The sequence below is a fragment of the Cryobacterium ruanii genome, from assembly GCF_004404055.1.
Taxonomy (GTDB): domain Bacteria; phylum Actinomycetota; class Actinomycetes; order Actinomycetales; family Microbacteriaceae; genus Cryobacterium; species Cryobacterium ruanii.
The window spans coordinates 31,677-54,898 of record NZ_SOHK01000005.1 but is presented as its reverse complement, the minus strand read 5'-3'; the positions used below and the strand labels follow the sequence as shown (position 1 = coordinate 54,898).

Below are 23,222 nucleotides of genomic sequence, written 5' to 3'. Positions count from 1 at the left end.
TTACGGTGCGGGGCGTTGTTGGGTTAAGTGCCGTGTTGACAACCCGTATCGATCCACAGCTCGCAACGTCTGGGTGCCGTACGATGAAGACCGTGACAGCGTACGTCTCAGCCCTGGACCTGTTTTCCATTGGAATCGGCCCGTCCAGTTCCCACACGGTGGGTCCGATGCGTGCTGCCCGCGTGTTCGCCGAAAACCTCGCCGCGACCGGCCGTCTGAATCAGGTGGCGCGCATCCGCTGTTCGCTGTTTGGGTCTCTGGGGTCGACCGGTCTCGGCCACGGTACCCCCGATGCCGTGCTTGCCGGCCTGACCGGCCTGCGCCCGGAAACCTGCGACCCCGACGAGGTACGTGCCGCCTGGTCTGGGCTTTCGGATGGCGACACCCTCACCCTGCTCGGCGGGCAAACCATTCCGATCAGCGTGAACGACGTGCGCTTCGAGCCTCGCATTCGGCTTCCCGGCCACCCCAACGCGCTCACGCTCACCGCTTGGGCGACCGACAGCGAAGCAGATGCCGTCCCCCTCCTCGAGGAGACCTTCTATTCGATCGGTGGCGGGTTCATCCGCCGGGGCACCGAACGCTCGAGCGCCCAGACCCGCGTCACCCAGCCACTCCCCTACGATTCCAGCGCGCAGTTGCTCGCCCTATGCGACGCCCACGACCTGTCGATCTGCGAGGTCGCCCGACGCAACGAGGAGGCGATCAACGGCGCCGCAGCGCTCGACGCGGGACTCGATGCTATCTGGGACGCCATGCACACCTGCGTGGAGGCCGGACTCACCACAACCGGCGTGCTGCCGGGCGGCCTCAAGGTCAAGCGTCGGGCGGCTGCAGTACGCCTGCGCCTGGAGGAATATGACGGCCTACCCCTGCACGACCGCGACACCTCCACCGAATGGCTGCACGCCTTCGCGCTTGCCGTGAACGAAGAGAATGCGGCGGGCGGGCGCGTCGTCACCGCCCCGACCAACGGGGCAGCCGGCATAATTCCCGCCGTCGGCCACTACTACCTGCGCTTTGTCCCTGGAGCTGATGCGGCGGGCATCCGCCGCTACCTGCTCACGGCCGTCGCGATCGGCTCCCTGGTCAAGGCCAATGCGTCGATCTCCGGGGCCGAGGGCGGCTGCCAGGCCGAGGTGGGCGCCGCCTGCGCCATGGCCTCCGGCGCGCTTTGCGCCGTGCTCGGCGGCACTCCGCGCCAGGTCGAGAATGCGGCCGAGATCGCCATGGAGCACCATCTCGGACTCACCTGCGACCCGGTCGGCGGCCTCGTGCAGGTGCCGTGCATCGAGCGCAACGCGATCGCCTCGTCGACCGCAGTGTCCGCGGCCCGGCTGGCGCTGCACGGCGACGGAACGCACCTGGTCTCGCTCGACACCGTGATCGAAACCATGCGCCAGACCGGGCTCGACATGATGACGAAGTATAAGGAGACCAGCAAGGGTGGGCTCGCGGTGAACGTCATCGAGTGCTGACCGGAGACCCCTGAACGGGGGTAGTCCGTATGGTTGTTGCGCCACCCTGTCGGTCTAGGCTGGCTGAATGCGTGCATCGACGAGGTCGCAGCGCGCCTCTCAGAGAAGGGTTGAACCATTCGCAGCACACTCGCAAGTCGACCGAAAGGCATCATCGTTGCCGCTCTCCTCCTCGTGACGGTGACCAGCTGTGCCGGCGAACCGGCACCGGCGGTCACCGTGACCATCACGCCGACAGTCACCCCCACCCCGACACCTACGCCAACCCCCACACCGACGCCGTCGCCCACCGAAGGGGCAGCGCTGATTCCAAATCCACAGGTGCCCGACCTCGTTCCCAACGCGGAACCGGTACCGCTGCCGCAGGGACCGGCCGCCGACCTCGGCAGTACCCCGGGGGCCCGGGGCACCACGACCTCTGACGGTGCTGGAGCCCTGCTCACGTACACGGTCGTCGAAGGCGACGCCTTCTTCGACATCGCGCAACGATTCAATGTTCCGGTACAGCTGATGCTGACAATGAATCCTTCGGTGCCCGGGCTCGGCGAGAACATCTATATCAAGCAGATCATCAACCTGGACTGGACCACCACCCGCTAGCCTTCAACGCGGGCTGTCCGCGTTGCGCTGCCTGGACTGCCTGTGTGTGTCTCCGGATGACTCGCACCGACCCCAGATTCCGCCCGCAGTCGGCGGCCCCGGCTAGCCTTGAATTATGAGTTCATCCGTTCCGTCTTCGCCCGTCGTCTCCACCCCCGTCGTCTCCACCCCCGTTCTCTCCAGCCATGTTGTCTCAACCCAATGGCTGGCCGATCACCTCGGTACCGACAACCTGGTTATTCTTGACGCCACCGTGTTCGCCCTGGCACCGGCCACGACCGAAACCGGCGCAGCCGGGCCGCGCTATCTGAGCGGGCATGACGACTACCTCACCAAAGGACACATTCCCGGTGCCGTGTTCGCCGACCTTTTCGACGTCTTCTCCGACCCGGCTGGCGAATTCGACTTCTCCCGCCCGGGCACCGACCTGTTCGAGGCGGCTGCGGCATCCGTCGGTATCGACAACGAAACCACCATCGTCGTCTATGACGCCGTGGTCGGCCAGTGGGCGGCGCGCATCTGGTGGCTGTTCCGAGCGTTCGGCTACGACGATGTCGCCGTGCTCGACGGCGGTCTCACCAAGTGGCACGCCGAGACACGTCCGTTCGCGACCGGCAGGGTGCGCCCGCGGGTCGTCGGCGGCTTCACGGCAACGCCGCGTCCCGAGCTGTGGGTCGACAAGAGTTTCGTCGAGTCGATCGTTGCCGGCAAAGCAAATGCCGCCCTCGTCTGCTCGCTGCCGCCAGCGGAATTCTCCGGGACGGCCGGTTCACGGCCGCGCGCCGGGCACATTCCCGGCAGTATCAGCCTGCCGGCGGGCACGCTCGTGGACCCGGCCACGAATGCGTTCCTACGCGGAGACCGGCTCACCGCAACAATCGCTCCAGCCGTCGCGGCAGTCGCATCATCGGGCCACCTCGTGACGTACTGCGGCGGTGGTATCGCCGCGGCCGCGAGCGCCCTCGCGCTCGTCCGCGCCGGCAACGAGCACGTCTCAATCTACGACGGCTCGCTCAACGAGTGGGCCGCCGACGCCTCGGCTCCGCTGAGCGCGCCCGGCGTGTAGCCGACAATAGACAGTAAACGAGCACGCCCGATGGGCAGCCGCTCCGCCGGTTTCCGGAGTGGCTGCCGAAATCGTGCAAGGGCGCGCTACAACCGGTTGACGCCAGTGACGCGAACGACCGCCGCGCCGAGCTCGTCTGAGTCGGCGAGGTTCACGGTCGCGCTGATTCCCCAGTCATGGTCGCCGGCCGGGTCGTCGAGAATCTGGCGCACCGTCCACTCCCCGGCACCCTCCTCGATCATGAGCAGGTCGGCACTGCGCGCGTTGCCGCCGGTGAGCAGCTCATCGTGCTCGGCGAAGTAACCGTCCATCGCGTCGGCCCAGACATCCGCTGAATAGCCGTGCTCCCGGTCGAGTTCGCCGAGCTCGTCGTAGTGTTCGAGCGCGGCCAGCTGCACCCGCCGGAACAGCTCGTTGCGCACCAGAATGCGAAAGGCGCGCACATTTGTGCTGAGTCGACGCGGGGGCGGCGGCAGAATGGCGTGCGCTTCGGCCTCGTGCACGGCAAGGTCGGGGTGCAGCAGTTCTTCCCACTCATCGAGCAGGCTCGAGTCCACCTGGCGCACAAGTTCGCCGAGCCACTCGATGAGGTCGAGCAAGTCTTCGTTCTTGGCCTCGTCGGGGATAGTCTGCCTGGCCGCCCGATAGGCGTCAGAGAGATAGCGCAGCACCACGCCTTCGCTGCGGGCGAGCTTGTAAAACGCGATGAACTCGCCGAACGACATGGCACGCTCGTACATGTCCCGCACGACGGCCTTGGGTCTCAGCTCGAAGTCGGCGATCCACGGCTGGGAGGCCTTGTAGGTATCGAAGGTGTAGCTCAACAGTTCTTCGAGGGGCTTGGGATGCGTGATCTGCTCGAGCAGCGCCATCCGCTCGTCGTATTCGATGCCCTCACGCTTCATCGCATTCACGGCCTCACCCCGGGCGGCGAATTGCTGCCCCATGAGCACCGGCCGCGGGTCGTCGAGGGTCGATTCCAGGATCGAGATCATGTCGAGCGAGTAGGTGGGCGATTCCGGGTCGAGCAGTTCGAAAGCAGCCAGGGCAAACGGTGAGAGCGGCTGATTCAACGCGAAGTTCGCCTGCAGATCAACGGTCAGGCGGATGATCATTCGGTCGTTGAGTTCGTCGAAACGCTGCTCCACGATACCCGCTTCGCGCAGGGTCTTGTAGATGCCCAGGGCACGTCGGGCCAGCACCAGCTGGCGCCGCCACGGTTCGTGGTTGTCGAAGACGAGCGAGTATACGTGGGCGAAGGCGTCGCCGCCGCGTCCGATCACGTTGATGAGCATCGCTGCGGTCATCTGCATGCTCGATGACAAGGTTTCGGGCTCGGCGTCGACCAGGCGACGAAAGCTCGGCTCGCCCCAGGACACGAAACCGTCCGGCGCTTTCTTGCGCACGATTTTGCGCTTCTTCTTCGGGTCGTCGCCGGCCTTTTCAATGGCCTTGAGGTTGTCGGTTTCGTGTTCAGGGGCCTGGATGACCACGGTGCCCGCTGTGTCGTAACCGGCCCGGCCGGCCCGTCCGGCGATCTGGTGGAACTCGCGCACGTTCACCTGGCGCATTTTCACGCCGTCGTACTTGGTGAGGGCGGTGAACAGCACGGTGCGAATGGGCACATTGATACCGACGCCGAGGGTGTCGGTGCCGCAGATCACCCGCAGGTAGCCGCGTTGGGCGAGTTGCTCGACCAGTCGGCGATACTTCGGCAGCATGCCGGCGTGGTGCACGCCGATTCCCATGCGGATGAGCCGCGACAGCGTCTTACCGAAACTTGTCGTGAACCGAAACTCGCCGATCAGCTCGGCGATGACGTCACGCTGTTCGCGCGTGGCGACCTTGGCGCTCGCGAGGGCCTGAGCGCGCTCGAGGGCGGCGGCCTGGGAGAAGTGCACGATATAGACCGGCGCTTTGTCGGTGTGCAGAAGTTCTTCGACGGTTTCGTGCACCGGAGTCTGCTCGTAGTAATAGCTGAGCGGAACCGGGCGCTCCACACCGGTGACGACCGCCGTAGGCCGCCCGGTTCGCCGGGTGAGGTCGTCGCTGATGAATTTCACGTCGCCGAGCGTGGCCGACATGAGAATGAACTGCACCCGCGGCAGCAGCAACAGCGGCACCTGCCAGGCCCAGCCGCGTTCCGGGTCGCCGTAGAAGTGGAACTCGTCCATCACGACAAGGTCGACCTCGGTGTCTTCGCCGTTCCGCAACGCAAGGTTGGCGAGAATCTCGGCGGTGCAGCAGATGATCGGGGCGTCGGCGTTGACGCTCGAGTCGCCGGTCATCATGCCGACGTTCTCGGCGCCGAAGGTTTCGACGAGGGAGAAGAACTTCTCGCTCACGAGGGCCTTGATCGGCGCGGTGTAGAAGCTGCGTCTGCCGGCCGAGAGCGCCGCGAAGTGAGCACCGACTGCCACGAGGGACTTACCGGTTCCGGTCGGGGTGCTGAGGATGAGGTTGGCACCCGAGACGATCTCGATGACCGCCTCTTCCTGGGCGGGGTAAAGCGCCAGCCCCTGTTCAGTCGCCCAGCTTTCGAACGCCTCGAAGAGAACGTCGGGGTCGGTTTCGTTTTCGAGGCGTTCAAGCACAGACATAGTCACTCAAGACTGCACTACCGAAGCAGCAAGATGTGACGGATGTCTGACGAAACCGGCCGGGGGCTAAGACTGGGTGCCAATCACAGGTGTCGGATTTACTCTGGTGGAATGGTCTACGTCACTCCCGACACCGCTGCAGTCGCCACGCCCAGCCCTGCCCGGGCACTCTGGCGCCCGGTGGCCGCTGGTCTCGCCGCCGCCCTCGCCGGCCTCGGCCTGGCCGAGTCGACCGCGGCGTGGCTCGCTCCCGGCGCGAGCCCGGTACTCACGGTCGGCGCCCTCGTCATCGACATTGTTCCGGCCCCCGTCAAAGACCTCGTCATCAGCCTGTTCGGCACTGCGGACAAGATCGTCCTGATCGCGACCATCGTGCTCGTACTGCTCGTGGCCGCCGCCGGCGCCGGCATCCTCGAAAGCCGACGTCCGCCGTTCGGTCGACTGCTGGTCGTGCTCATCGGCGCGATCGCCCTGTTCGCCGCGCTCTTCCGTTCCAGCGCCTCGACCCTCGACGCTGTGCCTGCCGTCGTCGCCATGGGCGTCGCGGCCATCACACTGACCTTTCTCACCACCCGGCTGCCTGCGACCGGCCCCGCAGCAGCACCAGCACCAGCACCAGCAGCACATGCGCCTGGTCCCGACCGTCGCCGCTTTCTCGTTTACACCGGCATCGCCGCGGGTATCGGCCTACTCGCCCTTGCCGGCGGCCAGCTCAGCGCCGCAGCCACCCGGGCAGCGGATGCCGCTCGCGCCCTGTTCACGCTGCCAGCGGCATTTGTTCGTGCGGCCGCCATTCCCGTAGGGGCCAGCCTTGACGTGGCAGGAATGACTCCCCTCATCACCCCGAACGCGGACTTCTACCGCATCGACACAGCCCTGAGCGTGCCGCGCATCGACCCGACTACCTGGCGGCTGCGCGTCACCGGTATGGTCGAGAACGAGGTCGAGATCGACTTCGCCGAACTGCTCGCCCTGCCGCTCGAGGAGAGCGTGACCACCCTGGCCTGCGTCTCTAATTACGTCGGCGGCGACCTGATCGGCAACGCCACCTGGCTCGGCTACCCGATTCGCGAGCTGCTGGCCCGCGCCAAGCCCACGAGCGGCGCCGATATGGTGCTCTCGACCAGCCAGGACGGCTTCACTGCTGGCACCCCGATCGAGGCGCTCACCGACGGCCGCAACGCCATTCTCGCCGTCGGTATGAACGGTGAACCGCTGCCGCTCGAGCACGGCTACCCGGTGCGCATGGTCGTGCCCGGGCTGTATGGCTATGTCTCGGCCACGAAATGGCTGGTCGAACTCAGGCTCACCCGGTTCGACCGGGAGCAGGGTTATTGGACTCCCCGCGGCTGGTCCGAGCTGGGGCCGGTCAAGCTGTCCTCCCGCATCGACGTGCCCCGCGAGGGAACCTCGGTGCCCGCCGGCTCGATCGTCATTGCCGGCGTGGCCTGGTCGCAGCAGGTGGGGATCAGCGCCGTCGCCGTGCAGGTCGACGACGGCCCCTGGCGAGACGCCACCCTCGCCGACGCCATTTCGGTCGACACCTGGCGTCAGTGGGCCTACACCTGGGACGACGCGAGCCGCGGCGCGCACACCGTCAGGGTGCGGGCAACGGATGCCGCGGGTCTCGTGCAGACGTCTGCCACCGCCGACGTCGCCCCCAACGGCGCCACCGGGCTGCACGAAATCTCGGTGTCCGTCTCGGGGTGACCCAGGTCAGTTACCCTGGTACGCGGCGCGCAGCCAGCCGGGAAGGTCGTAATAAACCTCGATCAGCCTGGTCACCGACATTTCGTGGGTTCGCATTCCGCCAGCCAGCAGCAGGCGGTCGGTTGGCGCAGCATCCGTCAGATTGATGCTCAGCTGCCAGCACTTGGCACTGGCCGGCTTTCGGGCCGCCATAGTGTGCATCGACGAGCGCTTCGTCGGTTTGCGAGACACCTTGCGCCCGAGACTGCAGCGCCGTTTGCGAAGCCGTGGCACCGCCCTGCTCGGTCTTGAGGTGGTTCATCGATCCGGTGTGTTTGGCCACTACGGTGGCGGCCCGGTTGGGAGCGGGTTCGGTGGCCGCGCGCATGAAGGATCATGCGCTCAGCCACCGAACCCGCGCCCGGATCCCGTCGGCTCAGTGCAGCTAGCCGTTGGCGCCGCTCATGTTGATGACACCATTCACTCCGGCCGGGAAGAATCCGCCCGAGCGTACCGGCGCCGCATTGAGATAGGTGATGTTGAGCACTTGGGCGGCACTGCGGCTGAAGACCAGGCCATTGGCGTCGGTGGGAACCAGGTTCGCCTTCGACGCGTTGCCGATGCCCTGGTCGAGGTCGGTCCGGCCGTCAACGGAGTCGCGTACGTCGGATATGGCCTGCGCGGTCGTGTACACCGAGGGCAGTGCAATTCCGAGCGCGTAGAGCGTGCTGCGGATGACCCCGGCGTGGTAGGCCTCGACCGCGAGCAGCCCGGCGGCCGCCTCCAGAAACGTCTTGTTCGAGATCAGCGGAGCCGCACCCTTGTATGCGGTTACACCGACGTCTTCGAAGATGAACGCGCCGAACAGAAAGTTCGCCTCGTTGGCGTACACGTCGAACTTCTGCCCCGGCTTGACCAGCCCGGCCGCCTGGGCGGCAGCGGTGAAACTCGCGTCGAGATTGATTTTCGGGCGAGAGACCGCCACGCTGCCAAGTGCGGACCGCAGAAAAGCCACGTGGGCCTTCTCGTCGGCGGCGATCTCATCGGCGTACTTCTTGATGATCCCGGTCTTGAAGTGCACCATGCGACCGCCCGTCACGCCGCCGCGGGTGCCCGTTCCCGTAGTCAGGCTGTCGGGCAGCCCGCTGCCGGTGGTCGCGCGCAGGTAGAACTCGGCCTCGAGGTATTCGAGGTTGAGGGCGAAGTTCAAGATGGACGCGTCACTCGGCGCGCCCGCCGGCGCCTCTGCCGCTTCCGCGGCTAGCGCGGGGCCGCCGGTGGCGAGCATCGCCGCTCCCACTCCGAAACCGGCCACACCGGCGGCGCGCAGAAAGTTTCGGCGGTCCGAGGAATTCTCGGCGCTGCGGTTGATGGCGTTGGTAATGAAACCCTGATCGAACATTCTTGTTCTCCTGACGTTGTATGAATGTGCCGGGTATGTCTGAAAAGACGTCGTCAACGTACCCGCACAAAGCAATCGTTCGAAGGGCTGGACAAAGCACGTAAGCAAACGATAAGGATCGTGTGCTCGTCAAGCGGCTGCAGCCTGAGCCCCCCCTCCGGGATGGGGTCGCGCTCACGGCGATAAATCAGAGCAGGAGCCCGTCGACACCGACCGGCGGTACCCGACGGGCGACCCGACGATCGTGCAGCACGGCGATGCCGTAGGCGGCGAAGTAGAGCACCACCATGGGAACGGCGAGCAGGAACATCGATACGACATCGGCCGCCGGTGTGGCGATCGCCGTGAACAGGATGATGGTCAAAATGGCCACCCGCCAGGATTTGATGATGGAGCGGGCACTGATCACCCCGGCAAAGTTCAGTAGCACGACGAACACCGGAAGCACGAAGGCGATTCCGATGGCGATCATGAGTTTGAGTACGAAGTCGAAATAGTTCTGCGCATTGATGAGCGCAGCATCCTGTTGCGGAGCGAAGCTCGTCATGAGCTCGACCACGTGGGGCAGCACATACCAGCCTGCCGCACACCCGGCCAGAAACAACGGCACGGCGGAGAAGAAGAATCCGAAGGTGTACTGCTTCTCTCGGCGAGACAATCCGGGCACCAGAAACGCGAATATCTGGTACAGCCACACGGGACTCGAGACGATCAGTCCCACATAGAACGAGATGCGCAGTTTCAGGTCGAAAGCGCTCGTGATATCGGGATAGTTGATCTGTGCGTTGCGGTTTTGAGCCCGGACAATGGCATAGATCGGCTCGCGCAGGCCGTCCCACACGTAGCTCGACAGTAGCCAGCCAGCAATCGCACCGATCAGAAGACCTGCCGCTGCCAGGAAGAGACGCTTGCGCAACTCCAGAAGGTGCTCTCGCAGCGACATCTTGCCCTTGTCGGGCGCGCTTCGCACACCCTGGACCACCAAAGGCCTAGGCCCTCGGGTGTTGTGGTGCGCTGCTCGGGTCGGTGCCGGCGCGGTCGGACCGGTCAGCCGGCGGCTCCCCCGACCAGGTTTCGCCTGACTTTGCGTCATCGGTGCGGTTCGGCGTGATCTCACTCTTGAAGATCTTCATGGACTGGCCGAGACTGCGGGCGAGTCCCGGCAGCTTCGGGGCGCCGAACAACAGCAGAATTACGACGAGAATGATTAGAAAATGCCAGCCGGTAAGGTTTTGAAGCATACGAACTCTCCCTCGAATTGTATCGGTCGAGCAGAATTGTAACCGCCGCAGCCCGACATAACCGGGTTAAACTCAACTTATACCGGGGCTGTAACATCCTCGTCAAAACCAGTGAAACGGATGCCTAGCCGGGGGGCGGGCTCGACCGACGCGAAGCGCTCGAGAACCTCCGAGATGCGCGTTTTGCAGCCGCCTCATCCGGTTCCCGCACGGGTCGCCGCGCCGACACAGGCGACGCTGGCACTACCGGCCGCAGTCGCATCGGCAATGGCGCCAACGGTGACACCGTTGCACAAGCACACGGTGGCATCGAGGGCGAAGGCGCTGCCGGCCGAGGGCTCATAGTCCGGCCCGTCATAGCGCAACAGCACCGAGCGATCGGCGGGCAGTTCACTGCCGCGCTCGAACAGCAGGGTCAGTTCGGCGGCCGTGCGCAGCATGCCGACGCAGACGAAGCCCTCGAGGATGCCGTCTCGGGTGACCATCTTCACGTAGCGGCCGTGTTCCGGATCGGCCCACTGCGACACGCGCAGCAAAGCGACAGCGCAGCCCGCGGCGTGATCATCCGAACCCGGATCCCACGGATCGGCCGAGGTATTACCAACCGACACCACGTCGATGCCCTCGGCCTTGAGCATGACCACGGCCGCACCGGTACTGGCCAAACCAGCGCCGGCGTCTCGGCCGAGCACGTCGACCGTGAAGCGCGCGGCGAGCCAATCTGCCTGACGCCAGCCCGGCCCGATCAGGCCGCTCGGCCCGCCGGTCGGCAGCGCGGTCGGCAGCGCGGTCGAAGCGCGGTCGAAGCGCCGAGCACGACGATGCTCTGGCCCGCCGTTAAGGCCGCGAGTACCCGTTCCGCGTCGTCGAGGTCACGCAGCACGGTGACCCCGCGCGGAAGCGGGGCGCGGCTCGTGTCGAGGGTGGCGGCATCCACTGCGGGCATCATTCGGTCGCGACGCACCCGGGTAACGCCATCGAGGGTGGGAATGTTGGCGCGGGCACCGGTGGCGAGCACCAGCCGGTCGTAGGGCAGCAGGGTGCCGTCGCTGAGGGACACCGCGCGGCGGCTGCGCAGAATGGCCATGACGCTCACGCCGAGTCACAGGTGCCCCGGCTTCACGGGCCGTGACGGTGTCGGTGATCTCGAGGCTGGCCCGGTCGGCGTTGCCGACGGCGTATTCGGCGATCAGCACCCGGTTGTAGGCGTCGGCGCTTTCGGCCCCGACAACGGTGAGGGTGGCTACACCCTGCCGCACGAGCGGCAGCAGTTCTTCGACGAAGCGGGAACCGACCGGGCCGTAGCCAACCAGCACGATACGCTCAGGCCAACGCGCACCAGAGGTGCTGTCATCAGACAAGGGCGCCTGCTTTCACGAGTGCACGCACTCGAACGGTCGTCTTCTTGAACTCGGGCATGCCGCTGATCGGATCGGTCTCATCGTTGGTCAGCACGTTGGAGCGCTGGTCGCCACTAAAGTGAAACGGCAGAAAGACCGTGTCAAAGCGGATGTCGGTGCTCACCTGGGCGCGGCACCGCACGGTGCCGCGGTCGTTGCTGACTTCGACCCAGGCTTCGTCGCCGATGCCGAGCTGTTCGGCGGTAGCCGGGTGCAGCTGCAGGCGGGCCTCTGGCTGGGCGTCATAGAGTTCCCACACCCGCCGGGTCTGGGTGCCGCTCTGGTAGTGCTCGAGCAGGCGGCCGGTGATCAGGGTCAGCGTGCCACCGACCTGGGCGGGCGCGCCGCGGTGCCGCGCCGTGACCGGCACGAGCCGAGCCAGGCCGCCCTCCGACGCCCGGCAGAGTTCGTCGACCTCGCTGGTCTGAGCGCTGAACGTTGACGGCGAGTCGAGCCGGCTGGCCAGTTGCTGCCAGATCCACAGCTCGCTGCGCACGTCGTTTGACGCATCGACGGCGAGCTTGCGACGGAGGACCCGCCCCTCGAGCGAGGTCATCGTGCCTTCCTCCTCTGCCCACTGGGTGACGGGCAGCACGACGTCGGCGTGCTGCTCGAGGCCGCGGCCGGTGAGGATGTAGGTCCCGTTGCCGGTCGCGGCCGAAGGCCCGGTTGCCCGCCGCCGCCGCGCTCGACATGCAGAACCGGCCGTTGTAGTCGATGCGGCTCGAGCCGAGCGCCACCCGGGTGAACTTGCCGAGCTGGTAGGCCTTCTCGTTGGTCAGTCCCACGCCGGCGAACACGCCGACCGCGTCGGCGCCAAACTCAGCGCGAGTGACGCGCAGCTTCGCAGCGACGAGGTCGAGCGCGTCGCTCCACGAGGCCGGCTCGAAGGTACCGTCGGGCTGCCTCACCAGCGGTTCGAGGATGCGATCCGGCGAGACGATCAGTTCGGCGGCGGTCCAGCCCTTCTTGCACAGGCCGCCCCGGTTGGTCGGGAAGGCCCGGCCGGCAACCGACGAACCGCGGCGCAGGTAGACGAAGGCGGTGACGCACATCATGACGACGTGGGCGATCGCGAAGGCGTAGATGGCACTGGAATAGTCGCCGGTGGTGGTCTTGGAGTAGCCGAGCGGCAGCACCGCCACGACCAGGAGCGCTCCAACGGCCATCACACCGAAGGCGGCGACGGTGACGGCTGTCATCGAAGTCCCCCTCGGGATGAAACGGCAGGCAGCCAGGGCGACTGGCCTGCCTTCGACGTTAGCCAGCGCATGTTTCCGACAACCGTGGCAGCCGTTACCTTTCGATCACCAGATGATCACAGGCTGTTCGGGGGTTGTTGGGGCGCTGTTACATGACGGACACAATCCGCGCTCACGCCCGACAGTTCGGTGAGCGGGTGCCGGGGGTGGCAGACTGGAACGACCTGCGCCCGAACGGACGCTGTTTGGAAGGCCCGCACATGACGATCACCGCCGCCGCTGACGGATCTGCCCTCGGAAACCCCGGACCGGCCGGCTGGGCCTGGTACGTCGACGACTCCTGCTGGGCGGCCGGCGGCTGGAAACACGCGACCAACAACCAGGGCGAGCTGAAGGCCGTACTGGAGCTGTTCCGTGCCACCGCGCACCTCGACGACGACCTGCTCGTGCTGTGCGACAGCCAGTACGTGATCAATTCGGTGACCAAGTGGATGAAGGGCTGGAAGGCGAAGGGCTGGCGCAAGGGCGACGGCAAGCCTGTCATGAATCTGGACTTGCTCAAGGAGATCGACGAGGCCATCGCCGGGCGTCGGTACCGGTTCGAGTGGGTGAAGGGTCACGTCGGGCATCCGCTCAACGAGGCCGCCGACGCGCGCGCGCGCGGTGCGGCCGAGGCGTTCCAGCGCGGGCGGTCCGCGCCGGCCGGACCGGGTTTTCAGGGCGGCCCAGCCGCAGTGGAACCGGTGGTTCCCCCTCGCGGGTCCGCATCCGTTGGGCACAGCTTGCCGACCTTAACGACGGACCGGGTCACTGAGCGGGCCGGTGCCTACGCCCACAACGAACTGTTCTCATTCGACGACCTCGGTGACGACATCGGCGAGGATCGCCACGACCTGACCGACCCGCACGGTCCTGACGTGATGCGCAGCGAAGACGAGTTGCACCGGGTGACGCTATCGCTGAGCACCGACGAACATCGGCGGGTGCACCAGCGGGCCGCGGCCCGCGGTGTGACCGTCGAGGAGTACCTGCGCGGCCTGATCTGACGTCAGCGCACCCCGATGAGAGACCGCAGGCCGAATTCGGAGACGATGGGAATGCCGTAGTCGCGGGCTTTGCCGGTCTTTCCGGTGAACGACTCCGGGTCGGCGGCAACGAGCAGGCGGGTGCGCAGGGTGACCGCCGTGCCGAGTGAGAGCCCGCGGGCGACCAGTTCCCGGCCCCAGTCGGAGCGGGCTCGGGCCATGTCACCGGTTAGTACGACGATGTCGCCCTGTTCCAGCAGCACCGTGTCGATCGAGGCGATCGGCGGGAGCACCGCCGATGCGGGCGCAACCAGCGCTGCGGCGATGGCCTCGGGAGCGACGTCGAGCATCTGCGCGACCTTGATCAGGTCGGCGCAATCCGAGACGCTGAGGAAACCGTCGCACCGGGCTATTCGCGCCAGGTCGTAAAAGTACCGCTGGTGCAGGGCGGCACGATCGGCCGCATAGATGCCGCTCAATTCGGCAAGAATTCGCAGTTCACGCGTTTGGTGAGGCGAAAGCACACGATCGAGCAGGCACAGGTCGAGCAGGGCGAGATAGTCGAGGTGTTCCTCCGGGCCCGTGTAGTCGGGAAGTTTCACGGCCGCTTTGGACAGGAAGCTCGGCGCCGGCAGGACGTCGTTTATCGTCTCCGGGTCACGCTGCACCCACGGCGCCATGCCGTCGCCCACGATTCTCGGCCAGTCGCACCGCTCGGCGCGATCGAGAGCGCTGATCCACGGTGCAGCGCTGGGCGAACCGTGCACATAGGCCGCCAACAGACTGGCACACGCCACGGCCTGCACCAGCGCACCGGGCCCGGGCTCGATCTCGATGTCGTAGGCCGCGCAGCAGTCGACGAGCAGCCGGCCGGCCCCCGGCAGGTAGCTGCGGGCCAGATGCATGGTGCAGACCGCCTCGAGTCCACGCCCGGGGGCGTAACCGATCAGCTCGAACTCGCGCATCAGGAATCCGGTGACGAATTGGGCGTTGTGGGTTACCAACACTCGGCCGCGAAGCAGGTCGACCAGTCGCGGTGCGATCTGCTCGAAGGTCGGCGCTCGTAGCAGCTCGACCGTGCTGACGCCATGGTCGGCGACGTCACCGGCGTTGCTGCCCGGGTTGACAACGGTCTGCCAGCGCGCAGTGATCTGACCACCCTCGTCGAGGTGCACCACGGCGACCTCGACGACCCGGTCCCGCTGATACGGGAACAGTCCGGTGGTTTTCAAACATATAACGGCGTATCCACGTTCGGGCATGGTCACACTCCACAATCTTGTCCTGTGAAGTTATCCGCAAACCCGTCACGTTGCGACAACCCGTTCGGGGGCTTGTGGGTATCGCCTGATCCTGCTTATATGTGCGCCCCGGCTGCGGAAGCCTTTTTGGCTGAATTTTTTGGCGGCAACAAGGTGTCGGCTTCCTCGAGCGACATACCGTTCGTTTCGGGCACCTTGCGCAGCACAAACCAGAAGGAGAGTCCGGCGAAAACGGCGTATAGGCCATAGGTGATGGGCAGGGAGGCATCGGCCATCGGCGGAAAGCTGACGGTGATGAGAAAATTGGCGATCCACTGGGCGGCTGCGGCGAGACCGAGGGCCTTGGCTCGAATCGAGTTGGGGAACATCTCGCCAAGCAACACCCAGACCACGGGTCCCCAGGACGCACCGAACGAGATCACGAATAAATTCGCCGCGACCAGGGCGATCGGCGCCCACGCTCCGGGCAGGCTCAGCTCCCCGCCGACCGTCACCGACTGGCTGAACGCCACCGCCATCGTCGCGAGCGACACCGTCATTCCGATAGATCCGCTCAGCAGGATAGGTCGTCGACCGATGCGGTCTACCAGAGCGATCGCGACGAGCGTGACCAAGATGTTGGTCACCGAGGTGATCACCGAGATCGTCAGCGAATTGGATTCCTCGAAACCAACCGCCTCCCACAGGGTCGTCGAATAGTAGAAGATCACGTTGATGCCGACGAATTGTTGGAATACCGACAGAATAATGCCGACCCAGACGATCGGCTTGAGTCCGAGGGCGCTGCCGCGTAAGGATCCGGACCTCTGCGAGCGCGCGTCGACCTCAATTGAACGACGCATGTCGCGAATCTCCCGGTCGACGTCGCCGCTCGGCCAGAGCCGAGTGAAGACGGCGCGGGCATCCGCTTCCTTGTCTTTCAAAATCAAGAACCGGGGGGATTCCGGCAGGATGAATGCGATGCCGCCGTAGACGATGGCCGGCACAGCGCCGGCCAGGAACATCCAGCGCCAGGCCTCCAGGCCGAACCAGAAGTCGCTGCCGGCTCCGCCCGCGCTTGCAGCGAACACGGCGTCGGAGAGCAGGGCGGTGAAGATGCCGAGGGTGATCGCGAGCTGCTGCAGCGAGCCGAGGCGGCCACGCATCTGGCGCGGTGAAATTTCGGCGATATAGGCCGGAGCGACAACGGATGCGAGACCGATACCGAGTCCGCCGACCACCCGCCAGATGATCAGGTCGACGACGCTGAACGCGAAGCCGGAACCGATCGAGCTGATCAGGAACACCACGCCGCCGAGCACCATCATGGGGATGCGTCCGTAGCGGTCTGCGAACCGGCCGCCGAAGAAGGCGCCCGCCGCGGCGCCGAGGAGTGCACAGGCCACGGCAAACCCGGTAAGGGTAGCGTTCAGCCCGAATTCCTGCTGCACCGCATTGACGGCTCCGTTAATAACCGAGGAGTCGAATCCGAACAGAAAGCCGCCCAGAGCACCTGCGACGGCGAGCGCGATGACTTTTCTGTTGGTGCTCGGTGCGCCGGAATCGGTTGCCGTCGTGGACGGGCTCATAATGCTGTGTCGGTCAAGTGCCGCCCCCTGGATCGGATTTGTGTACCGGACTAGCCTACTTCGGGTGTCATCCGATGCGAAAGTTGGTCGCAGTTGAACTCGCCGCTGCGGCGTCATCGTCGACGTGACCGGGCCGTTCGCGGCCGGCGTTCAGCGAGGTCGGGCTACCATCTTGGATGGGCAGATTCACGAACAGCTGGCGTTCGCACCTCCTGGTGACGCTCTCGGGGAAAAACGATGGACGGCCCAACTGGGTCGAGCAGATCGAGACCGGCGACAATGCCGGATTCTTCGGTCCGGGGAGTGCTGCCTGGACGGTTCACGGCGGCATGGCGACCATGGTCGCCGGTATTCGCGCCTTGCTCATGCAGACCCTGCACCCGGGCGCCATGGCCGGCGTGCACGACTGGTCCCGCTATCACGAAGACCCCCTCGGCCGCCTGTCGGGAACGATTCAGTGGCTCGTCACGGTGACCTTTGCCGACACGGTGGTGGCCGAGCGCGAGTCGGGCCGGGTCGCGCACTTTCACGAACGCGTTGCCGGAACCTACCTCGATGCGCGCGGCGAGGCCCGCGCCTACGCCGCGGGTGATCCCGAACTGCTGTCGTGGGTGCACGTTGTCTTCACCGACGCATTTCTGCAATCCCACCTGCTCTGGGGCGACGCCATTCCCGGCGGCGCCGACCGCTACGTGAGCGAATGGGCGATCGCCGGCGAACTCATCGGGGTGCAGAATGCCCCACATTCCTCGGCGGAGCTCGCCGCTCAGCTCGAGGCTTTTCGCCGGGCCGGAACGCTCAAAAGTGACGCCCGCGTGGCCGACGCGGTGCGGTTCATCCGCTACCCGCCACTCAGTCGCGGCATGCTGCCGTTCTACCGCATAATGTTCGCCGGCGCCGTGGCATCGATTCCGCGCGAATATCGCGACATGCTCGGACTCAAACGGTCCCGTCTGCCCGTCATCTGGGGTACCCGGCTCGTTCTCGCCATCGTTCGCACCTTGCTCGGCCCGTCTTCGACCTCAGAGGATGCCGCCCGTGCGCGGCTCGCGCGCATCACCCGCACCGCCGACGCGGCTACCTGAGCCGATGGCTCTCAGACGGCACGTCTGACCGCTACGCCTCCGGCGCGAAGAAGGCGGCCGCGGCCGCGCTCAGCGCCTGGGGATCGTTTACGTGGCACAGCTCCCGCGCGGAGTGCATCGACAGCAGCGGCACGCCGACGTCGACGACGCGAATGCCGAGCCGGGTCGCGGTCAGCGGCCCGATGGTCGAACCGCAGGGAACGGTATTGTTCGAAACGAATTCCTGGTACTCGACGTTCGCCTGCGCGCAGGTGCGAGCCCAAAGGGCGGCACCGTGGGCATCCGTCGCGTAGCGCTGGTTGGCGTTGATCTTGAGCAGCGGGCCGCCACCGAGAATGGGGGTGTTGGCCGGATCGTGGCGTTCGGGATAGTTCGGGTGCACGGCATGACCGGCGTCAGCGGACAGGCACCAGGATTCGGCGTAAGCCTGCATGCGCTGGGGCCCGGTCGCGCCGTGGCCGATGCGGGTGAGAATATCGTCGAGCAGCGGGCCGCTCGCACCGGAGCGGGACTGCGAACCGAGTTCTTCATGATCGAAGGCGGCGAGCACGCTGATCGGGCCGATCTCGGTGGGCCGCCCGCTCACCTGGATCAGGGCGCACAGGCCAGCATAGACCGAGGAGAGATTGTCGAGCCGGCCGGCCGCGAACAGCTCGTGGCCGAGACCGAAGGTGGTGGGCGGCTGGGTGTCGGCCGTGAGGATGTCGTATCCGGCGACATCCGCTGCCCGCAGGCCGGCCAGACCGGCCAGGTGGGCCACCAGGTCGGCCTTGGACGCGTTGCCAACACCGAAGACGGGAGTGAGATGACGTTGCCGGTCGAGCGTCAGGCCGTTGTTCGCCTCGCGGTCGAGGTGCACGGCCAGCTGCGGAATGCGCAGGAACGGCCCGGTGCGCACGAGGTGCTCGGTTCCGTTCCGGGTGACCAGACGGCCGGCCAGTTCCAGCTCGCGGTCGAGCCACGAGTTCAGCAGCGGGCCGCCGTACACTTCGACACCGGCCTGCAGCCAGCCGTGCGAACCGATGGTCGGTTTCGGCTTGAGTTTGAAACCCGGGGAGTCGGTGTGGGCGCCGAGGATTCGAAACGGCGTCGTTGGCCCGGCGCCGGCCGGCTGCGACCACGCGATGACGGCGCCGTCGCGGACGACGTAGTTGGAGGCAGCCTCGGTCCAGCTCTCCGATTCGCTCAGCCGGGTGAAGCCGGCCGCGTCGAGCCGCCGGGCGACTTCCGCCGCCGCGTGGTACGACGACGGTGACGCTTGTAGAAAGGCAGAGAAATCGGCGGTGTAGGCATCCATTCACCCATCCAACCACCCGCACGGGGCCAGCAGATGCCGCCGTGCGGCTACGAATCGGCGGGGGCGTCGTTCGGTGCGTCGGACTGCAGCGCGGCTCGCGCGAAGGCTGCGCCGCCGACGGTGACCGTGCCGCGGTCGCCGTGCCAGGCCTCGGTCTGCTCGAATGCGCCGAGCCGGTCGAGCAGGTGCCATTTCGTATCGACGAGGTGCCAGACCGACTCCATCGTGGGCTCCTGGCCGTCGGACTGCACCCAGCCGAGCGAACCGAGCGCGCGCGTCAGGGTCGTGAGATAGTCCTCGCGGCGGGCCAGGCCGCGAGTCGCGACGAGCAGCAACAGCAGGCGGGTGGCGTCGCTCACGGCGGGGGTACGACTGTGGTGGATGGTGCGGGCCAGGTGCCACCAGAGCTTGCGGGGTGTCCCGGAGAGTGCGCTGCCCTTTTTGGTGAGCACCAGCATCCCCTTGCTGACCCGCAACAGTCCCACGTCGCGCAGGTGCCCGCGCAGTTCCTGCAGCGGACGCAGGTGCACTTCGCGGTTGACGCTGATCGGCCAGCCCCAGTCGAGCTCGGCAGAGGCCTCGATGACGACACTCGGCGGCAGGTGCCCGGCCTTGGTTAAGCGGATGCCGTCGGCCCCGACCCGGGTCAGGATCCACTGCGCCGGAGCGACCATGCGCGCCATTGCGCGTTCCTGCAGCAGGATCGAATCATTCACCCGAGCCTGCCCGATGAGTCGGCGAAAACCGACAACGGCCTGCTCCGGCAGTCGCGTTTCGATCTCCCGAATCACATTCACCCACCGAGCCTACTGAGCGATCCCGCTCGCGGGCGACGGATGACCCGCGACACGCACTGCGGAGCTGCCCAACAGCTTGTCCGCGCACACAACAGCATCAGGACACCACGAAGTGCCCTGATGGGAACGGCGAATTCAACCGGTCGTCGCAGCACTCGATTTTTGTGAGGTGTTGCATCTCTCGGTGGCGTAGTTTCTGCATGGGTACGTGGTCTGCAAGGCGGAGCTCGTTGGCGGCAACGGCGAGTGGGGCCTCACGACGTCGCCGATCTCCTCGGCGACACGATGGTCGCCGCCTAGCTTCGCAACTCGATGCAGAGTCCCCAGCGATTTTGCGCGCATGCGAAGAACGAAGGGCGGGCAGTGTCGGCGGTATCTGGCACCCTTGAAGGATGACCGACACCCGCGCATCCGCTCTGGCCATTCTGCGCACCCTCGTGGGTCGGGAGGACGCCGACTTTCACGACGGACAATACGAGGCCATCGAAACCCTCGTCGACCAGCGCCGCCGAGCGCTCGTGGTACAGCGCACCGGGTGGGGCAAATCGGCCGTGTATTTTGTGGCGACCCTGTTGCTGCGACGCCAGGGTGCCGGCCCGACCATTCTGGTCTCGCCGCTGCTGGCCCTGATGCGCGACCAGGTCGCGGCCGCCGCGCGCGCCGGGGTGCGGGCGGTATCGATCAACTCGTCGAACGCACACGAGTGGACCGACGTGCGGCTCCTGCTCGACGCCGACGAGGTCGATGTGCTGCTGGTCTCGCCCGAACGACTGAACAACCCATCTTTTCGCGATGAACAGCTACCTGCCCTGATCGCCCGGGTCGGCCTTCTCGTGGTCGACGAAGCCCACTGCATCTCCGACTGGGGCCACGACTTTCGCCCGGACTATCGCCGGCTGCGCGACCTGATCGCGCAGATGCCGGCCGGCGTGCCCGTGCTCGCCACGACGGCGACCGCCAACAGTCGCGTCGTGCAGGATGTCGCCGAGCAGGTGGGCATGGTCGCCGCCGGTTTCCCGGGCGCCACCGCCACCCCGGGCATTGCCGAGGTCGTCACTATCCGCGGCCCGCTCGCCCGATCCTCGCTGCGGCTGGGCGTTCTGCGCCTGCCCGATTCGCGCGCCCGCCTGGCCTGGCTGCTCAGCCACCTCGGCGACCTGCCGGGCAGCGGCATCATCTACACCCTCACCGTGGCGGCCGCGGAAGACACCGCCCGGCTGCTGCGGGAGGCCGGCCACGCGGTGCGCGCCTACACCGGGCAGACCGACACGGGCGAGCGCGAAGAATCCGAGGGGCTGCTCAAGAACAACCAGGTCAAGGCACTCATCGCCACGAGCGCCCTCGGCATGGGATTCGACAAACCCGATCTCGGCTTCGTGCTGCACCTGGGCGCGCCGTCCTCCCCAGTGGCGTACTACCAGCAGGTCGGGCGAGCCGGCCGCGCCACCGCCTCGGCCGATGTGCTTCTCCTGCCCGGCGCCGAAGACGAAGCCATCTGGCACTATTTCGCGACAGCCTCGATGCCCAACCAGGCCAAGGCCCTCGCCGTTATCGGCGCGCTCGAAGCAGCCGGCGCTCCCCTGTCGACCCCGGCCCTCGAGGCCAGGGTGGACCTGCGGCGCACGCCGCTCGAGTTGCTGCTCAAGGTGCTCGACGTCGACGGCGCCGTGCACCGGGTCAAGGGCGGCTGGCAGTCCACCGGGCAGCCCTGGGTCTACGACGGGGAGCGTTACGAGCGCATCGCAGCCGCCCGGCGCGGCGAGCAGCGGGCGATGCTCGAATTTGAAAGCACCACAGGCTGCCGCATGGAATTTCTGCAGCGCGCCCTCGACGACGACACCGCCGTGGCCTGCGGCCGCTGCGACAACTGTCGGGGCGCCTGGTACCCGAGTGATGTGGCCGAGGGAGCGGCGGCCACGGCCGCGCAATCGCTCGACCGGGTCGGTGTCGCCATCGACGTGCGCGCTCAGTGGCCCACCGGCATGAGCAACCTTAGCGTCGCGGCCACGGGCAAGATCCCGCTCACCGAACGCGCCGAACCCGGCCGCGCGCTAGCCCGGCTGACCGATCTCGGCTGGGGCGGCCCTCTGCGGGACCTGTTCGACACCCAGGCAGCGGATGCCCCCGCCCCGCCGGCAATGCTCGCCGCCTGTGTGCGTGTGCTCGCCGAGTGGGGGTGGGCCGAGCGACCGGCGGCCATCATATCGATGCCGTCGCGGCGGCATCCGCTTCTCATCGATTCGGTGGCCAGCTCCCTGTCAGAAGTTGGCCGGCTGCCGTGGCTCGGCGCCGTGGACTGGGCCAACGGCGGCCCGACCGGCGAGCCGGGCGGCAACAGCGCCTACCGACTGTCGAGCGTCTGGGACCGCTTCACCGTGGCCCCCCAACTGGCCGCCACGCTCGCCCCGTTCGCTGGCCGCCCGATTCTGCTTATTGACGATCTGGCCGACAGCCGGTGGACCGTGACGGTAGCGGCACGGGTGCTGCGCCAGCACGGCGCCTCAGCGGTGTTGCCATTCACCCTGGCCCTGCGCTCGTAGCCCGCATGCAGCGCGTTGTCGGTTGCGACCGGAATAATATGCGGTTGCAACGCCTTGTTACGGAGGGAATGTCGCTACCTGCGGCCTCCGCACATTTCTGGGGCAACACCCGCACGACCCGCTCGCCCCAACTAGTACGTTAGGCGATTCTTGTCATGAAGTTCAGACTCATTCCGGCTGCCCTGCTCAGCGTCGTCGCACTCACCCTCACCGGCTGCTCCGCCTCGAATGGCGATAACGTAACCGGCACTGACGACTCGCTGAGCAGCGTCCTCGATTCGGGCACCCTCACGATCGGCACCGAGGGCACCTACCGCCCGTTCTCGTTCCACGAGGACGGCTCGGGCGAACTCACTGGCTACGACGTCGAGGTGGCTCGCGCCGTCGCCGCCGAGCTCGGCGTCGACGCCGCGTTCGAAGAGACCCAGTGGGACGCCATCTTCGCCGGCCTCACCGCCGGCCGCTGGGACACCATTGCCAACCAGGTATCGATCACTCCGAAACGCCTCGAGGCGTATGAGTTCTCCACGCCGTACACCTACTCCACCGGTGTCATTGTCGTTCCGACCGACAACACCTCGATCACTTCATTCGAGAGCCTCGACGGCCTGACCACGGCGCAATCGCTCACCAGCAACTGGAACACCCTGGCCACCGAGAGCGGCGCAACCGTCGAAGCCGTGGAGGGCTGGGCCCAGTCGGTCACCCTTGTGGAGCAGGGTCGAGTGGATGCCACGGTCAACGACAAGTTGACCTTTCTCGATTACCAGAAATCCACCGGTGCCGAAGGTCTCAAGATTGCCGCGGAGACCGAGGATCGCTCGGAGAGCGCCTTCGCTTTCGCGAAGGACCGCACCGCGCTGGCCGACGCCGTTAGCGAAGCGCTCGCGACTCTCAGAAAAGATGGAACGCTCGCCGAGCTCTCCGACAAGTACTTCGGCGCAGACGTCAGCCAGTAACCCACTGATTC

20 protein-coding genes and 1 pseudogene are annotated in these 23,222 nt (G+C 66.4%); 8 read left to right on the top strand and 13 right to left on the bottom strand.

Annotation, left to right across the window (positions count from 1 at the left end):
- Positions 1-92 precede the first annotated feature (92 nt).
- The 3 genes from E3T47_RS01760 (at position 93) to E3T47_RS01750 (ending at position 3,144) form a co-directional block, all read left to right on the top strand.
- On the top strand, positions 93-1,478 hold the full coding sequence (locus E3T47_RS01760) for an L-serine ammonia-lyase (RefSeq protein WP_134554219.1): 1,386 nt from the start codon (positions 93-95) through the stop codon (positions 1,476-1,478).
- A gap of 174 nt (positions 1,479-1,652) precedes the next feature.
- Positions 1,653-2,078: a LysM peptidoglycan-binding domain-containing protein gene (locus E3T47_RS01755; RefSeq protein ID WP_134553937.1), complete on the top strand. Its 426-nt coding sequence runs from the start codon at positions 1,653-1,655 to the stop codon at positions 2,076-2,078.
- 115 nt (positions 2,079-2,193) lie between these two features.
- Complete coding sequence (locus tag E3T47_RS01750; protein WP_134553936.1) at positions 2,194-3,144, top strand: sulfurtransferase; 951 nt, start codon at positions 2,194-2,196, stop codon at positions 3,142-3,144.
- Positions 3,145-3,230: 86 nt separating this feature from the next.
- Here the strand turns inward: E3T47_RS01750 and E3T47_RS01745 are convergent, their stop codons facing one another.
- The gene (locus E3T47_RS01745) at positions 3,231-5,744 is read right to left on the bottom strand and encodes a DEAD/DEAH box helicase (RefSeq protein ID WP_134553935.1); all 2,514 of its coding nucleotides are present in this window, start codon (positions 5,742-5,744) and stop codon (positions 3,231-3,233) included.
- A gap of 111 nt (positions 5,745-5,855) precedes the next feature.
- On the opposite strand from E3T47_RS01745, the gene E3T47_RS01740 reads away from it, so the two are divergent.
- Positions 5,856-7,454, top strand: coding sequence for a molybdopterin-dependent oxidoreductase (locus E3T47_RS01740; RefSeq protein ID WP_134553934.1), 1,599 nt, complete (start codon positions 5,856-5,858; stop codon positions 7,452-7,454).
- A gap of 6 nt (positions 7,455-7,460) precedes the next feature.
- On the opposite strand, the gene E3T47_RS01735 is transcribed toward E3T47_RS01740, so the two are convergent.
- From E3T47_RS01735 to E3T47_RS16640, 8 genes and pseudogenes are all read right to left on the bottom strand, one after another.
- Entirely contained in the window at positions 7,461-7,685 is a 225-nt protein-coding gene (locus E3T47_RS01735) for a hypothetical protein (protein ID WP_134553933.1), read from the bottom strand.
- Positions 7,686-7,878: 193 nt separating this feature from the next.
- The gene (locus E3T47_RS01730) at positions 7,879-8,835 is read right to left on the bottom strand and encodes a ferritin-like domain-containing protein (protein WP_134553932.1); all 957 of its coding nucleotides are present in this window, start codon (positions 8,833-8,835) and stop codon (positions 7,879-7,881) included.
- Between the two features lie 187 nt (positions 8,836-9,022).
- Positions 9,023-9,778, bottom strand: a complete 756-nt coding sequence (tatC, locus tag E3T47_RS01725) for a twin-arginine translocase subunit TatC (protein WP_134553931.1) — start codon at positions 9,776-9,778, stop codon at positions 9,023-9,025.
- 46 nt (positions 9,779-9,824) lie between these two features.
- Positions 9,825-10,076, bottom strand: coding sequence for a twin-arginine translocase TatA/TatE family subunit (tatA, locus tag E3T47_RS01720; protein WP_134553930.1), 252 nt, complete (start codon positions 10,074-10,076; stop codon positions 9,825-9,827).
- Positions 10,077-10,270: 194 nt separating this feature from the next.
- Positions 10,271-10,768: a (2Fe-2S)-binding protein gene (locus tag E3T47_RS16655; RefSeq protein ID WP_338419363.1), complete on the bottom strand. Its 498-nt coding sequence runs from the start codon at positions 10,766-10,768 to the stop codon at positions 10,271-10,273.
- Positions 10,769-10,821: 53 nt separating this feature from the next.
- Complete coding sequence (locus tag E3T47_RS16650) at positions 10,822-11,163, bottom strand: FAD-dependent oxidoreductase (RefSeq protein ID WP_338419362.1); 342 nt, start codon at positions 11,161-11,163, stop codon at positions 10,822-10,824.
- 266 nt (positions 11,164-11,429) lie between these two features.
- On the bottom strand, positions 11,430-12,032 hold the full coding sequence (locus E3T47_RS16645; RefSeq protein WP_338419361.1) for a molybdopterin oxidoreductase family protein: 603 nt from the start codon (positions 12,030-12,032) through the stop codon (positions 11,430-11,432).
- Between the two features lie 91 nt (positions 12,033-12,123).
- Positions 12,124-12,489 (bottom strand): annotated as a pseudogene (locus E3T47_RS16640) (molybdopterin oxidoreductase family protein); the annotation flags it as partial.
- 449 nt (positions 12,490-12,938) lie between these two features.
- Here E3T47_RS16640 and E3T47_RS01705 point away from each other — a divergent pair.
- Positions 12,939-13,724, top strand: coding sequence for an RNase H family protein (locus tag E3T47_RS01705; protein ID WP_134554217.1), 786 nt, complete (start codon positions 12,939-12,941; stop codon positions 13,722-13,724).
- Between the two features lie 2 nt (positions 13,725-13,726).
- Here the strand turns inward: E3T47_RS01705 and E3T47_RS01700 are convergent, their stop codons facing one another.
- On the bottom strand, positions 13,727-14,965 hold the full coding sequence (locus E3T47_RS01700; RefSeq protein ID WP_134553929.1) for an exonuclease domain-containing protein: 1,239 nt from the start codon (positions 14,963-14,965) through the stop codon (positions 13,727-13,729).
- Between the two features lie 95 nt (positions 14,966-15,060).
- Positions 15,061-16,533 carry a sugar porter family MFS transporter gene (locus tag E3T47_RS01695; protein WP_134553928.1) on the bottom strand — a complete coding sequence of 491 codons (1,473 nt, stop codon included), beginning with the start codon at positions 16,531-16,533 and terminating at the stop codon, positions 15,061-15,063.
- 176 nt (positions 16,534-16,709) lie between these two features.
- Between E3T47_RS01695 and E3T47_RS01690 the strand changes: the two genes are divergently transcribed.
- On the top strand, positions 16,710-17,618 hold the full coding sequence (locus E3T47_RS01690; RefSeq protein WP_134553927.1) for an oxygenase MpaB family protein: 909 nt from the start codon (positions 16,710-16,712) through the stop codon (positions 17,616-17,618).
- 31 nt (positions 17,619-17,649) lie between these two features.
- Here the strand turns inward: E3T47_RS01690 and E3T47_RS01685 are convergent, their stop codons facing one another.
- Positions 17,650-18,915 carry a M18 family aminopeptidase gene (locus tag E3T47_RS01685; RefSeq protein ID WP_134553926.1) on the bottom strand — a complete coding sequence of 422 codons (1,266 nt, stop codon included), beginning with the start codon at positions 18,913-18,915 and terminating at the stop codon, positions 17,650-17,652.
- A gap of 47 nt (positions 18,916-18,962) precedes the next feature.
- Positions 18,963-19,712 (bottom strand): hypothetical protein, encoded by a 750-nt coding sequence (locus E3T47_RS01680; protein ID WP_134553925.1) that lies wholly within the window; start codon positions 19,710-19,712, stop codon positions 18,963-18,965.
- A gap of 392 nt (positions 19,713-20,104) precedes the next feature.
- Between E3T47_RS01680 and E3T47_RS01675 the strand changes: the two genes are divergently transcribed.
- Positions 20,105-22,252: a RecQ family ATP-dependent DNA helicase gene (locus E3T47_RS01675; RefSeq protein WP_134553924.1), complete on the top strand. Its 2,148-nt coding sequence runs from the start codon at positions 20,105-20,107 to the stop codon at positions 22,250-22,252.
- A 155-nt stretch (positions 22,253-22,407) separates the two neighbouring features.
- A complete protein-coding gene (locus E3T47_RS01670) occupies positions 22,408-23,211 on the top strand; it encodes an amino acid ABC transporter substrate-binding protein (protein WP_134553923.1) in 804 nt (267 codons plus the stop codon).
- The last annotated feature ends 11 nt before the right edge of the window (positions 23,212-23,222 follow it).